This is a genomic window from Antarctobacter sp. (assembly GCF_034670325.1).
Taxonomy (GTDB): Bacteria; Pseudomonadota; Alphaproteobacteria; order Rhodobacterales; family Rhodobacteraceae; genus Antarctobacter.
Map to the genome: position 1 here is coordinate 425,807 of NZ_JAXMNR010000002.1, position 14,027 is coordinate 439,833.

Annotated in this window: 11 protein-coding genes; 6 read left to right on the forward strand and 5 right to left on the reverse strand. The window is 63.6% G+C overall.

Annotation, left to right across the window (positions count from 1 at the left end; genetic code table 11):
* Complete coding sequence (locus tag VOI21_RS07190; RefSeq protein ID WP_323769109.1) at nt 1-372, reverse strand: SnoaL-like domain-containing protein; 372 nt, start codon at nt 370-372, stop codon at nt 1-3.
* Nucleotides 373-521: 149 nt separating this feature from the next.
* Between VOI21_RS07190 and VOI21_RS07195 the strand changes: the two genes are divergently transcribed.
* The 3 genes from VOI21_RS07195 (at nt 522) to VOI21_RS07205 (ending at nt 3,710) form a co-directional block, all read left to right on the forward strand.
* Complete coding sequence (locus VOI21_RS07195) at nt 522-2,123, forward strand: peptide chain release factor 3 (protein ID WP_323769110.1); 1,602 nt, start codon at nt 522-524, stop codon at nt 2,121-2,123.
* Nucleotides 2,124-2,353: 230 nt separating this feature from the next.
* Nucleotides 2,354-3,196, forward strand: a complete 843-nt coding sequence (locus tag VOI21_RS07200; protein ID WP_323769111.1) for a class I SAM-dependent methyltransferase — start codon at nt 2,354-2,356, stop codon at nt 3,194-3,196.
* Between the two features lie 97 nt (nt 3,197-3,293).
* Entirely contained in the window at nt 3,294-3,710 is a 417-nt protein-coding gene (locus VOI21_RS07205; RefSeq protein ID WP_323769112.1) for a hypothetical protein, read from the forward strand.
* 70 nt (nt 3,711-3,780) lie between these two features.
* Here VOI21_RS07205 and VOI21_RS07210 read toward each other — a convergent pair whose 3' ends face one another.
* The 4 genes from VOI21_RS07210 to VOI21_RS07225 form a co-directional block, all read right to left on the reverse strand.
* The gene (locus VOI21_RS07210) at nt 3,781-5,430 is read right to left on the reverse strand and encodes an OmpA family protein (protein ID WP_323769113.1); all 1,650 of its coding nucleotides are present in this window, start codon (nt 5,428-5,430) and stop codon (nt 3,781-3,783) included.
* Nucleotides 5,431-5,687: 257 nt separating this feature from the next.
* Nucleotides 5,688-7,325, reverse strand: a complete 1,638-nt coding sequence (locus VOI21_RS07215; protein WP_323769114.1) for an OmpA family protein — start codon at nt 7,323-7,325, stop codon at nt 5,688-5,690.
* 112 nt (nt 7,326-7,437) lie between these two features.
* Nucleotides 7,438-8,688, reverse strand: a complete 1,251-nt coding sequence (locus VOI21_RS07220; RefSeq protein ID WP_323769115.1) for a VWA domain-containing protein — start codon at nt 8,686-8,688, stop codon at nt 7,438-7,440.
* A 160-nt stretch (nt 8,689-8,848) separates the two neighbouring features.
* Nucleotides 8,849-9,757: a MoxR family ATPase gene (locus VOI21_RS07225; protein WP_323769116.1), complete on the reverse strand. Its 909-nt coding sequence runs from the start codon at nt 9,755-9,757 to the stop codon at nt 8,849-8,851.
* Nucleotides 9,758-9,927: 170 nt separating this feature from the next.
* Between VOI21_RS07225 and VOI21_RS07230 the strand changes: the two genes are divergently transcribed.
* The 3 genes from VOI21_RS07230 to VOI21_RS07240 are packed head-to-tail and all read left to right on the forward strand — an operon-like array spanning nt 9,928 to nt 14,026.
* Nucleotides 9,928-10,995 (forward strand): glycosyltransferase family 2 protein, encoded by a 1,068-nt coding sequence (locus tag VOI21_RS07230; protein WP_323769117.1) that lies wholly within the window; start codon nt 9,928-9,930, stop codon nt 10,993-10,995.
* Nucleotides 10,992-11,669 carry a hypothetical protein gene (locus tag VOI21_RS07235; protein ID WP_323769118.1) on the forward strand — a complete coding sequence of 226 codons (678 nt, stop codon included), beginning with the start codon at nt 10,992-10,994 and terminating at the stop codon, nt 11,667-11,669. The genes VOI21_RS07230 and VOI21_RS07235 overlap by 4 nt, the downstream gene beginning before the upstream one ends.
* Nucleotides 11,669-14,026: a glycosyltransferase family 2 protein gene (locus tag VOI21_RS07240; protein WP_323769119.1), complete on the forward strand. Its 2,358-nt coding sequence runs from the start codon at nt 11,669-11,671 to the stop codon at nt 14,024-14,026. Before VOI21_RS07235 ends, VOI21_RS07240 begins: the two co-directional genes overlap by 1 nt.
* The last annotated feature ends 1 nt before the right edge of the window (nt 14,027 follow it).

A 14,027-nucleotide genomic window follows, 5' to 3' on the forward strand; every position in this document is an offset into this window, starting at 1 on the left:
TCACATCGTGTAATAAAACGCCTCTCGAACGATCTTGCCGCCGCCGACGGTATAGATGCCAACCTCATGCATATCGCTGATCTCGCCGCTTTCGCGATGCTTGGCTTTCATCTCAAAAATCACGGCAAAGCTGCTGTCGCCGTGCAGGAACGGGCCGCTGACCTTGCCATCCAAAACGTCGAAGGTGGACGTCCACCAGGCATGTTTGCCCTTGATCCCGTCAATCCCGTGGGTTTCGGCGCTGTCCATGCCCTGCATCGGCATCGCCTCTACCGAAACCGCGTCGGCGGCATAGATCTTGTCGAGGTTCTCGACCTCGCGCCCCTCACGGCAACCGGCGACCAGTTCGTCAGCAATCTCTTTCAAAGTCATGACACCCTCCCAAATGTTCTCTATATGTTCACAATGCCACAGGCCTGTATCGGTTTCAAGACACCGCAACAGCCTCTCGGCATTGTGATACGGACACGCGCAGCAGCAGCGCGATTGCCCTTGCCCCGCGCCTCGCCTATATCGCGCCCATGTTGGACACCAATCGCCCCCCCTTGCCTCCTGAAATCGCCCGCCGTCGGACCTTTGCGATCATCTCGCACCCGGACGCAGGCAAGACGACGCTTACGGAAAAGTTCCTGCTTTATGGTGGGGCGATCCAGATGGCCGGACAGGTCCGCGCCAAGGGTGAGGCACGGCGCACGCGGTCGGATTTCATGCAGATGGAAAAGGACCGGGGCATCTCTGTCTCGGCCTCGGCCATGTCGTTTGATTTTGGCAAGTTTCGCTTCAATCTGGTGGACACGCCCGGCCATTCGGACTTCTCCGAGGACACCTACCGCACGCTAACTGCCGTGGATGCGGCCGTGATGGTGATCGACGGCGCGAAAGGCGTGGAAAGCCAGACCCGCAAGCTGTTCGAGGTGTGCCGCCTGCGCGATCTGCCGATCCTGACCTTCTGCAACAAGATGGACAGAGAGGCGCGCGACACCTTTGAGATCATTGACGAGATTCAGGAAAACCTTGCCATCGACGTGACACCGGCAAGCTGGCCCATCGGCATGGGCCGCGACTTCCTTGGCTGCTACGATCTGCTGAACGACCGGCTGGAACTGATGGACCGCGCCGACCGCAACAAGGTGGCCGAGACGATCCGACTGGAGGGGCTGGACGATCCCCGGATGGAGGATCACATTCCCCCCGCCTTGCTGGAACAGCTGCGCGAAGAGGTCGAGATGGCGCGCGAACTGCTGCCCAAGCTGGACCCTCAGTCGGTGCTGGAGGGGCACATGACGCCAATCTGGTTCGGCTCTGCGATCAACTCTTTTGGCGTCAAGGAACTGATGGACGGCATCGGCACCTATGGCCCCGAACCGCAGATCCAAAAGGCCAGCCCGCGCGCGATTGCGCCGGAGGAAACCAAGGTCGCAGGATTCGTATTCAAGGTGCAGGCCAACATGGACCCCAAGCACCGCGACCGCGTGGCCTTTGTCCGCATGGCCTCGGGGCATTTCACCCGCGGGATGAAACTGACCCATGTGCGCACGAAAAAGCCGATGGCGATCACCAACCCGGTGCTGTTCCTTGCCTCCGACCGCGAACTGGCGGACGAGGCCTGGGCCGGGGACATCATCGGCATCCCCAACCACGGACAACTGCGCATCGGCGACACGCTGACAGAGGGCGAAATGCTCAAGGTTGCGGGCATTCCGTCCTTTGCGCCGGAACTGTTGCAAACCGTGCGCGCGGGCGACCCGATGAAGGCCAAGCACCTTGAGAAGGCCCTGATGCAATTCGCCGAAGAAGGCGCCGCCAAGGTGTTCAAACCCATGATCGGCTCTGGCTTTATCGTCGGGGTTGTGGGCGCCCTGCAATTCGAGGTGCTGGGGAGCCGGATCGAGCTGGAATACGGCCTGCCGGTGCGCTTTGATGCGTCGCAGTTCACCTCGGCCCGCTGGGTGCACGGGGCCAAGGACGCGGTTGAGAAGTTCATCAACGCCAACAAGCAGCACATCAGCTACGACAACGACGGCGACGTCGTCTATCTGACGCGCCTGCAATGGGACATTGACCGGATTGCACGGGACTACCCGGACGTCACCCTGTCAGCGACCAAGGAAATGATGGTGTAACTTTCGCGTCCCATCGCGAAAGTTACGGTGGGCAAGGCGTTCTTGCGCAGCAAGGACAGCCGCCCACACCCATCCATTCCGGACGCCCACCCCTCCCGCGTCCCATTGCGAAAGTTACGGTGGGCAAGGCGTTCTTGCGTAGCAAGGACAGCCGCCCACCTTCACGACCCCACCCCGGCAACCCCATTCCGTGCTACAATGGCCCATCGCCCCAGCGCGGAGTCCCTGCCATGTCCGATCCATCCCCCCTTGACGCCGTCACCGCGTTTTATCAGACGCATCCGATCTCCGAAAAACAAATCCTCGACAAGCTGGCCGCACAGGGCGTTTCGCCGGACAGCGTGACCCAGGACATCCTTCAGGCCCACGATCAGGATCACTATGGCGGCACCGACGCCAACGACAAACTGGCTCAACGCGCGGGCCTGTCGGCCGAGACCGAAGTGCTGGATGTCTGCTGCGGCCTTGGCGGGCCGTCGCGCTATTATGCGCATCACGTCGGGTGTCATGTCACCGGCATCGACCTCACCGTCAGCCGGATCGAGGGTGCCAGGCGGCTGTCGGAAATGTGCGGGCTGGGCGACAAGGTCACCTTTCTGGCGGGCAACGCGCTGGACATGCCGTTTCCCGATGCCGGTTTCGATGTCGCCCTCAGCCAAGAGGCCTTTTGCCACATCCCCGACAAACCGCGCCTTTTGGTCGAAATCGCCCGCGTGCTGAAACCCGGCGGGCGGCTGGCCTTTACCGATATTTTGTCGACGCCGCTGACGACGCCTGACGCGCTGGTCCGTCTGGCCGCAGAGATGACCTTTCGCGACCTCGCCAGCGCCGACAACTATCGCGCGATGCTGGCCGATGCCGGGTTCGATGTGCTCAGCGTCGACGATCTGGGCGCAGAGTGGCGCGACATCCTGATTGACCGGCTGGCCATGTACCGCAGCCTCAAGGACCAGACCATCGACCGCTTTGGCCCCGCCCATTTCCAGAAATGGGACAGCGCCTATGATTTTTTCGTCAGCCGCTACGCCACCGGCGCATTGGGTGGCGGGCGTTTTCTGGCCCGGCGCATCTGACCCCCGCGACAAAGGCGGTGACCTGCCGACCCGCCGCAATCGGCTGGCGCGCGGACGCCGGCGGCCCTATTGTACAGCCATCCGCACCGGAGGTCCCATGCGCGCCCTGCCCCTGATTGCCCTGCTGACTCTGGCCGCTCCGGCCCTCGCCAATCCCTGGGATTTGATCCAGTCGATCGAATACCAGGAGACAGAGACCGAAACCAGTTGGTCGGTGGCCAAGACCATCCCGGACGACCTGCGCGCCATGGCCGACAGCTTTGAGATCACCGGTTATTACGTCCCGGTCGAAGCACAGGCCTATGTCTCCAGCTTTCTCTTGGTCCCGGACCCGGCAGACTGCCCGTTTTGCGGCGAAAACGGCTATGGCCCCTCTTTGGAGGTCAAGATGAAGCGCGCCATGCCGGACATCCCCGAGGCCACAAGGATCACCCTGCGCGGCAAGCTGCACATCGACGACAGCCCCGAGACCTATCGTGCGGTCTATGTGACCGAGGGCGTGCTGATCGACTGACCCGGACGGGGCCAAACGAAAACCCCCGACACCGAAGGCACCGGGGGGATCTTATCTTGCCTGACACTGTCTAGAGATCGGTCAGCAGCGGCGTGATGCGGCGCACGGCGGCGCGGCGGTTGGCCTGTTCGGCGGCGTCGGTCACGATCAGCAGGTCGCTTTCACCATAGCCTTGCAGCACGATATTCTCTGGCGGGACGCCGAAATACTCGATCAGCGCCAGCGCCACCGATTCCGCGCGCCGGTCGGACAGCGACAGGTTGTGCGCCTCAGGCCCGCGCGCGTCTGTATGCCCTTCGATCAGGAACACCTCGCGCGGGTCGACGGCAATCGCCTCCAGCATGGCATAGCCCAGCGCGGCCAGTTCCTCGGCCTCTTCGGGACGGATCGCGGCAGAGTTCGAGGCAAAGTGGATCGTATCGATATTGATCCCCGGGGCCATCTTGCGCACCGCGTCGATGTCGCGAACCTGCGCCAGCGAGAAATGACGCCCCGCCTCGACACTGGTTTCGCCGCCAAGCGCGCCGCTCATGTCGCTGTTGCTCTGATAGGCGACGACGCTGGTCGCCGGGGCATCCGGCAACTGGTTGACCAGCACCTGATCGGTCTGCTTGGTGTCGTCGAACAGCACCACCTCGGTGCCATCAGCGGCGATGGTCGACCGGCGCAACACGCGGCCATCCGGCGCGCGCAGAGTCTCGACCTGACTGCCGTCCTCATAGGCCATGACATTGCGTGTCGACCCGTCCTTGAACTGATAGACCTGCACATTGGTGCCGGGGCGGTTGAGCAAAACGTCATCGTTGCGCAAGACGCGCATGACACCGTTGTTTTCAACCACCATGCGGTCGCCGCTGTTGGTCACAACGCGGTCGCCGGTGGTCAGCACCTTGCCCATGTCGACGCGGCGATAGTCCAGCGTGCCGGTTTTGATCCCGACCTGCCCCAGAACCCTGCCGAAATCCTCCGAGGATTTGCGGATGTCCCGGTCCGTCAGTTTGCGGTCCAGCACCTTGACCGCACCGGTGGCAAGTCCCACGGCGGCGGCCACCTTGGCCACGTCGCGCAGGGCCACTATGTCCGACTGGCGCTGACTGGACCCAAGGTCGATGTGACCCGTCGGGATGCGGACAACCTGACCGGGACGTGGCGCGATCTTGATGGTTTTGCCTTTGCGACCAGCAAGCTCTCCGGCCAGTTGCTTACGCAGATCGTCGATGTTCACGGCCCCGGGTTTGACCACCACCCGGCCATTGGGGTTCACTTTGATGGCGGGCTGACGCACCTTCGGCGGCACGGCAATCTGGACATCAGGCACCCGCACAGTCGGAGCAACCTTGACGTTCGGCACGCGGAACGTGGGCGTCTTGCCCTTGGGCGTGACGATCTGGACGTTCGGCACCTTGACCTTGGGCACCCGGGTCTGCGGGGCGACCTGCTTGGGCACAACCACCTGCACCGGGCGCTTTGTCTTTTTCTGTGGCTGGGTCACTATGACCTGCGGAACAAAGACTTTTTTCTTTGGCTGTTGAACGATGACCTTGGGCGGAGTCCGCTTGGCGGGCACCCGTTTTACCGTTCCTTTGAAGGCATCGGGGCATTTGATGCCCAGCGCCGGCTTGCACAATTGCTTGAGGTCGAAATTCTGGGCGCTTGCAGGCGCGGAGAAGGACGCCGCCAGCACGCTGAACGCGGCCGTGGCGAAGAGGAGGCGTTTCATCGGCAATTCCTTTCCCAAAGGGTTTGGACGGACGTCTTGAATTCCTTGAACGCCAGACGCGGACACATGTCCGGCAGAACGGACAGGGCCGTGGGTAATCCCGGCACACGCCTTGACGCTGCGTCATGAAACGCCATTCGCCGCTTTCGGGCAACGGAGGTATTCCCGACCACAAACGCAAAACGCCCTCGGCGGGGGTCCACCGGGGGCGTTTGCAGTGCGTTTTAGCATCGTTTCGCCGGGCGGGTCGCCAGCGTTTACCGGGCCGTCAGCAGCGGCGTGATGCGGCGCACGGCGGCGCGACGGTTGGCGCGTTCGGCCTCGTCCGTGGCCACCAGCAGATCGCCTTCCCCATAGCCTTGCAGCACCATGTTCTCGGGCGGCACGTCGAAATATTCGGTCAGGGCAAGCGCCACCGATTCCGCGCGGCGGTCCGACAAGGCAAGGTTGTAGGCATAGCTGCCCACCGCGTCCGTGTGCCCCTCGATCAGGAACACTTCTGCCGGGTTACGATCAATGGCATTGCGCATCGCATTACCCAAGGCGGCAAGTTCTTCGGCCTCCTCGACGCGGATCGCGGCAGAGTTCGTCTCAAACCGGATCGTGTCGACGGTGATCTCTGGCACTAGGTGGCGCACGGCGTCGATGTTGCGCACCTGTGCCAACGAAAAGCTGCGGTTCACGCCAGACGCGCCATTCGCCGCCAGCGCACGGGCCAAGGCATCCGTCTCGATGTCGCGATAATCGACCCGGTTGCGGTCCTGCGCGCTAGGCAATTCGCTGATCTCCACGTCCGGGCTGGCCTGCGTGTCATCGAACAACACAACGTTTGTACCGTCCGGCAAGCGGCGTACCCGGCGCAGCACCCGGCCATCGGCGGCGCGGATGGTTTCAACCACCGATCCGTCCTCATAGGTCAGGCGCGTCCGGGTCGAGCCATCGTCAAAGCGGCGCGTCTCGACCTCGGCCCCCGGACGGCGCAGCAGCACATCGTCGTTGCGAATGACCCGGAACTGGCCATCCTGCTCGACCACCACCCGGTCGCCCGAGTTGGACACCACGCGGTCGTCCTTATCGAGGATCTCGGACAGCGCCACAGCGCCCAGCCCGATGATTGCGATCTTGGCCAGCGGATCAAGTCCGCCATCGTCCTTCTTGGCCTTGTCCTTATTCTTGGCCTTGCCAGAGACGTCGGTCTGAAAATCCTCGCTGGACCGGCGCACGTCGTCACGCTCCACCGTTTCCTCGACCACCTCACCCGCGTCGGGCGGGTTCACTGCGGCGGCAGCGGGTGGCGTGCCAAGCTGACGGCGCAACGCTTCGATCTGGGCCAGCGGGTCAGGTTTTTTGGCTTCCGGCTCCGGGTCGGGTGCGGCATCGGCCCGTGCTTTGGGCGGGGTTCGCGGGACGGGAGCCACTGGCGTTTCTGCCTGCGCCTTGGGCGGGGTTTCCGCCGCGGGCGGCACTGGCGTTTCGGCTTGATCCTTCGGCGTCTCGGGGGCCGGTATCAACGGCGTCTCCGCAGCCGGAGGCACCGGCGTTTCAGCCTGTTCCTTGGGCTTGTTATCCTTCGCGGTGTCCTTTTTTGGCTTATCGGCCTTCTGCGCCTTTTCCGGTTTTTTCAGCAAGTCGCCCAGAGCATCCTTGGGCTTGGCCTGCGTCTCTGGCTTGTCATCCGTCGCGGTCGGACCGGCTGCATCGAGGGCTTTCAAAGCCTCCTCGACGCGGTCACAGTCGACACCTTTCGGGGCCGCGCCCGGAATGGCACAGAGCTGCTTCATCATCTTCAGTTTTTCCGGGTCGTCGAGTTGCGCACCGGATTGGGCCCCGGCGGCGGTGCCGATCACAAGCGTCAGCACGCTCGCCAGAGCGGTGGCATTGCGGATAGGGGTCATTCTGGTCTCCTTACCATGCGCCCACGAGGGGCCTGGTAAAGATAACGCTTGGACACGGAATGCGTTGCACGACTTCGAAAACTCCGGCGGAGACCCGCCGAGAGACGCCCCCTCAGAGCATCTGCATCAGTCGCGCCTTTTCGCCCAGATCGTCGGGGCGGGAAATCGCCACGGCCAGATCCTCCAGCGAGGCAATGGAATGACCGGCACGAAAGCTGTCCACATGCGGCAGCATCGCGCGGATGCCGGTCGCCTTGGGCGCAAACCCGTTCCAGCGCAACAGCGGGTTCAGCCAGATCAGGCGGCGCGCCGACAGATGCAGCCGCTCCATCTCTTTCTCCAGCGCCCCCGCGCCGTCCCGGTCCAGCCCGTCGGTGATCAGCAGCACCACCGCGCCCTGCCCCATGACCCGGCGCGACCAGTCGCGATTAAAGGCGTGCAGGCAAGTGCCGATCTGGGTGCCGCCCTCCCAATCCTGCGCCTCTGCCCCCGCCGCCTTCAGCGCCGCGTCCACGTCGCGCGTCGCCAGATGGCGCGAGATATTGGTCAGCCGGGTGCCAAAGGTAAAGGCATGCACCTTGGCCCAGCCCTGCCCCTTTTCATTCGCCACCGCATGCAGGAAATGCAGCACCATGCGGCTGTACTGGCTCATGGAACCGGAGATGTCGCACAGCACCACCAGATTGGGCCAGCGCAGCCGAGGCTTGGCCTTGGCCAGCGAATGGATTTCTCCCCCCTTGCGCAGGGCATCCCGGATCGTGCGGCGGGCATCGAAATGCCGCCCCAGGTGCGAGGCCATGCGACGGCGCGACTCGATCGGTTTCACCGGCAAGGTCAGCCGCGACAACATCCGCTTGGCCTGCGCGATCTCCTCTGTCGACATCTGCTCAAAGTCGAGCGACCGCAGCTTTTCCTCGGCGGACATGGTCAGCGACGCGTCCATCTCGATCTGCGTGCCCTCTTCTTCCTCTTCCTGCTCCGGCACCTCGGGCATCTGGTCCCCCAACAGGGCCTGCGCCGCGCGCTTTTCGGCGGCCACGGCAGAGCGATCCTCCTGCACCCCCCGGATGGCGGGCAGCATCATCGACATCATGTGCTCAAGGAACCGAGGGTCACGCCAGTACAGGCGAAAGATCTGCGCAAAGACAAGGCGATGCTCTGGCCGGTTGACGAAACAGGCGTGCAGCGTCCAGTAGAAATCCATCCGCTGGGTAAAGCCCGCCGCCTCGACCGCGCGAATGGCGTCGATCACGCGGCCCGGCCCCACCGGCAGCCCGGCCCGGCGCAGCGCGCGTGCGAAATGGATGATGTTCTGCGCAAGGCGCGGATTGTCGGGAATCGTGATGGGGACGTATTCAGGCATGCCGGACCCTGTGGGGGGGTCGCACCGACAGCACCGGTGCCGTCTTGCACCGACCTGCAGCTTCTTCTTGGTCCAAATACCTCCGGGGAGTCACAGCTATGCTGTGACGGGGCAGCGCCCCTTTCCCCGGTTCAAACGAAACGCTGCGCCCGATCATTGCTCAAGCCGCCTCGATGGCGGCCTTGGCCTCATCCAGAATGCGCTTGGCCTCCGACCCCTGAATTTTCTGGATGTCGTCCTGATACTTCAGGATTGCGCCCAGCGTGTCGCTGATCACCTCCGGGCTCAGGTCCACCACGTCCAGCGCCAGCAGGCATTTCGCCCAGTCGATGGTTTCCGCCACACCGGGCTTCTTGAAGATATCCTCGGTCCGCAACTCCTGCACAAAGGCGACGATCTGACGGCTCAGGATCTCGGACACATGTGGTTCACGGGCGTTCAGGATCTCCACCTCTCGGTCAAAGCCGGGGTAATCGACCCAGTGATACAGGCAGCGCCGCTTGAGCGCGTCATGCACCTCGCGCGTGCGGTTCGAGGTCAGGATCACGATGGGTGGTTCTGGCGCCTTGATGGTGCCTATCTCGGGGATCGTGACCTGAAAATCGCTCAACGCCTCCAAAAGGAACGCCTCGAACGGTTCATCGGTGCGGTCCAACTCGTCGATCAGCAGGATCGGCGCGCCGTTCTCATCCGGGCGCATGGCCTGCAACAGCGGGCGCTCGATCAGGAAATCCGGGCCAAAGAGTTCGCGGTTCAGAATATCCCGATCCGCGCTACCCTGCGCCTCGGCGGTGCGGATGGCGATCATCTGGGCCGGAAAGTTCCATTCATAAACGGCTGACGACGCGTCCAGCCCCTCGTAACATTGCAGCCGGATCAGCCGCCGGTTCAGCGAGGCGGCCAGCGCCTTGGCGATCTCTGTCTTGCCGACGCCTGCCTCTCCTTCAAGAAACAGCGGTCGGCCAAGGCGCAGTGCAAGGAACACCACCGTGGCCAGCGCGCGGCCACAGACATAGCCGGTCCGGCCAAGGGTTTCTTGTACCTCATCAATGGATGCGGGAATGGTCATGGCAGTCCTCCTGCACCTCCTTTCCCAAGCGCAGGCACACCCGTCAATAGGACGGAAGTCACGCCTGCCACCCCTTGACGCCAGCACGGATTGACGGGGTGTCCACACAATGTCATGATTCGGGGTATAAAAGTCGGGACGAAACCCGGCCATCAGGCAGACGAGCAGACATGGAAATCACTGAGGCGGGCGCCAAACGGCGCATCACCGCTGTAACCTGCGTCAAGAACGAGGGCCCGTTCCTGCTGGAATGGATGGCCTTTCATCGCCTGCTCGGCGTGACCGATTTCCTGTTCTATTCCAACGACTGCACCGATGGCACCGATACCCTACTGGACGCGTTGGCCGCCGATCCGCGCCCCGAAATCGGGCGCGTGGTGCATCTGCCCAACCCCGCCGAGGGCCGCAATTACCAGATGGAGGCGTTGAAAGCCGCCGCCAAACAGCCCGTCGTACAAGAGGCCGACTGGGTCTGGATTGCCGATGTCGATGAGTTCCTAAACATCCACGTGGGCGACCATACCATCCCGGCGCTGATCGCGGCCTGCGGCGACCCGCAGGTGATTTCTGTCACTTTCCAGTTCTTTGCCAATGATGGTGTGGCCGATTTTGTCGACCGCCCGGTGATCGCCCAGTTCACCCGCTCGCACAACCCGGACCTGTGGTGCGCCCAGACCGCGATTGAGGTCAAAACCCTCGTCCGGGGTGACTTTCCCTTGCAGTATTTCGGTGCGCACCGCCCGTTTTTCCGCAAATCCCTGCCCGAGGACAAACACCCGCACTGGACCGATGGCTCGGGCCGCAAGGTGCCGGGCAAGTTCCTGACCGCCGCCAACCCGCGCCGCATCCGCAAGTTTCCGGCGGCGGGTGCGCGCGCCTATGCCACGCTCAACCACTACGCTCTGCGGTCTCTCGACAGCTATCTGGTCAAGAACGACCGGGGCGACGTCAACCGCGAGGGGCGCGCCTTTGACGACACCTATTGGCGCGAACGCAACGATGCCGCGTTCGAGGATCGTTCGATCCACCGCTATTTGCCGCAACTGACCGCTGCGCTGGAGACGTTAAAGGCCGATCCGGACATCGCACGCCTGCACGGCGACTGCGTCCGCCTGCACCGCGAAAAGCGCGACGCCCTGATGCAGCAGCCGGCCTATGCCCAGATGTATGCCCATCTGGCCGCCCTCCCCGCCTTGCCCCCCGGTGAGGCGGACCTGATCGAGGCGTTGGGGCTATGAGCGATCTGAATGTGAAACTGGTCAACCTCGGCCTGCCCAAGACCGGCACCACCACCCTGCATCACGCCTTGTCGCAGGCGGGATGGCGGGCGGCGGATCACAAGGTGCGGCGCATCCATGACCCCACCCCCGGCAAGGGCGGCACCTATATCGCGCGGCAACTGTACAACGGCTATTTTGAGACCGGCGATCCGTTCCGGCATCTCGACGGGCTGTACGACGCGCTGACTGAAATCAGCGCGCTCAACCCGTCGGCGACGCTCTGGCCACAGTGTGACTATGCGATGATCAAGGCGATGCGCCTTGCGCGTCCCGACATGCTGTTTGTCGCCACATGGCGACCGGCGGCAGAGACCTCGGACAGTATGCGGCGCTGGAACAATCTGGGAGAGGACCGCCTGCCCGCAGGCCACATTCCCGGCCTGCCAGAGGGCTACGGCGCGACGGACCCGCAGCGGATTCGCTGGATCGAGGGGCATTACGCCATGCTGCGCGACCTCTTCGGGGATGATCCGCGCTATCTGGAATTGCCGGTGGGGGCGGACGACGCGCGTAACCGGCTGGCGGCACATATCAAGATGGACCTGCCCTGGTGGGGCAGACGGAACGAGAACCCCGAAACGGGGCCGTCCGGTACGAACGACAAGGCCGAAACGGCCAGAGGGGCAGCGTGATGCGGATCTATGTACATATCGGGCCGGACGGTCCGTCGACCGACCGGATACAACGGGTTCTGGACGCCAAACGCGGACGGCTGAAGGATGAAAACGTGCTCTATGCCCGTTCACCGGGGGCCAAAAACCACACCCGCCTGTTCATGACGGTCAGCGACCCGGACCGCGCCGACGTGCTGCGCTTCAATCGCGGTGTGATGCTGCCAGAGAAACAGCAGTTGCTGCGGGATGAACTGGCCCACCAACTGGCGCAAGAGGTCGCGCGCGACACGCCGGAGGTGCTGATCCTCTCTGCACACCAATTGGGGACCTCGCTGTGCGACCGCTCTGAACTGGAACGCCTGCGCGCCCTGCTGACGCCGCTGTCCGACGACATCCGCATCGTCGCATGGCTGGACGAACCCGCCCGCGCGCTGGTTGCCCGCTACGGCGCACAGGTGCTGGACGGACGCGCGCGGGGACTGGACCTTGAACTGGCCCTTGCAGAGGTGGATGACTTCTGGGAGGCGGCGATGGACACCCGCCCCGACACCGCACCGCTGGACGGCATGTTCCCAGAGGTGCAGGGCGCAAATTTCTGGCTCGATTACAAACGCCTGCAATCGGAATGGGAGGCGGTCTTCGGCGCTGGCTCCGTCCAGTTCCGCTCTCTGAACCGCGATACGCTCTGGTCCGAGGATGCGACGGACGAGATTTGCGCCGCCTTCGGCATCGACGCCCAGATCGGCCGCGCCGAGACAGAGGAGCTACCGCGCCTGCCCTCTGCCCCGTGGCTGACCCGCGCGCGTCAATTCAACGACGCCGTGTTGCGCCTGCTGGACCGGCAGGACGTGCTGTTGCCGCGCCCGCTGTGGCGCAAGCTGTTGGGAGAGATCAAGGTGCCCGGCGGCCCGATCCTTGCCGGGTCGCTGTCGGCCCTGTCCATGCGGTTTGAGAATGACATCGCTGCACTCTGCGCCGAACATCCCGCGATGCACCCCGACGATATGGAGGCGGACCCGATCTGCGGCGACTGGGTCGAGGCGGACCCGACACGCGGCTTTCGCGCAACGCAGTACCTCATGGCGTTCCGCTGGCGCATTGCGCAGGGCGACAAAGATGAACGCGCAGCCCGCGCCGCCGAACTGGCGCACCTGAAGGGTGAACCCCTGGAGACGCCAGAGGCCCCGGCCCTGACGGACGCCGCAGAGGAAGCCCTGCCCGCGCAGGCCAAGCAGAACTTTGTCCGCCTTCAGGGCTCGCCGTACGCGCCGCACAATAAGCTGGGGCGCGTCAACGAAGAGGAACTCGCCGCCGCCTTTGCCCCCGCCCCCCGTCGCGTGCTGCCGCAGGGGTCCACCGGCAACGTCATCGTCGGCTGCATGAAGAACGAAGGCCCCTATATCCTTGAATGGATCGCCTATCACCGGGCCGTGGGCTTCGACAATTTCCTGATCTACACCAACGGCTGTTCCGACGGCACAACAGACATCCTCGACCGCTTGCAAGAGCTGGGTGTGCTCCAGCACCGCGACAACAACGGCTGGTCCGGCAAATCTCCCCAGCAACACGCGCTGGATGCCGCGCTGGAAGAACCTGTGATCCAGCAGGCCCAATGGATCGCCCACATCGACGTCGATGAGTTTGTGAACATCCGCTGCGGCAACGGCACGCTGGCAGAGGTCTTTGACCGCGTCCCCGACGCCACCAATATCGCGATGACATGGCGGCTGTTCGGCCACAACGGTGTGCGCCGCTTTGAGGACCGTCTGGTGATCGAACAATTTGACACCTGCGCGCCGAAATACTGCCCCAAGCCGCACACGGTCTGGGGCTTCAAGACCCTGTTTCGCAATATCGGTGCCTATGAAAAGATCTCCTGCCACCGGCCAAACAAGCTGGCCGAGGGGTTTGAGGACAAGGTGAAATGGGTCAACGGCTCTGGCCGCGACATGACAGAGGCCGCCATCCGCAACGGCTGGCGCAGTTCCAAGCGCACCATCGGCTATGACCTGATCCAGTTGAACCACTACGCCCTGCGCTCTGCCGAGAGTTTCCTGATCAAACGCCAAAGGGGCCGCGCCCTGCACGTCGACCGCAACATCGGGCTGAACTACTGGATTCGCATGGACTGGTCCGTCCACCGTGACATCACCATCAAACGCAACATCCCCCGCGTGCGCGCCGAATACGACCGGCTGCTGCGCGACGACACCTTGCGCGCCGCCCACCACCGGGCGCTGGAATGGCACCGCGCCAAGGCGGCGGAACTGCACGGGATGCCCGAATTTGCCGACCTCTACCGGCAGGCGCTGGCGTTGGACCTGACAGAAACCGAACGGGTGGCCTATGCGCTGGCCCTGGACATGGAGACGTGAC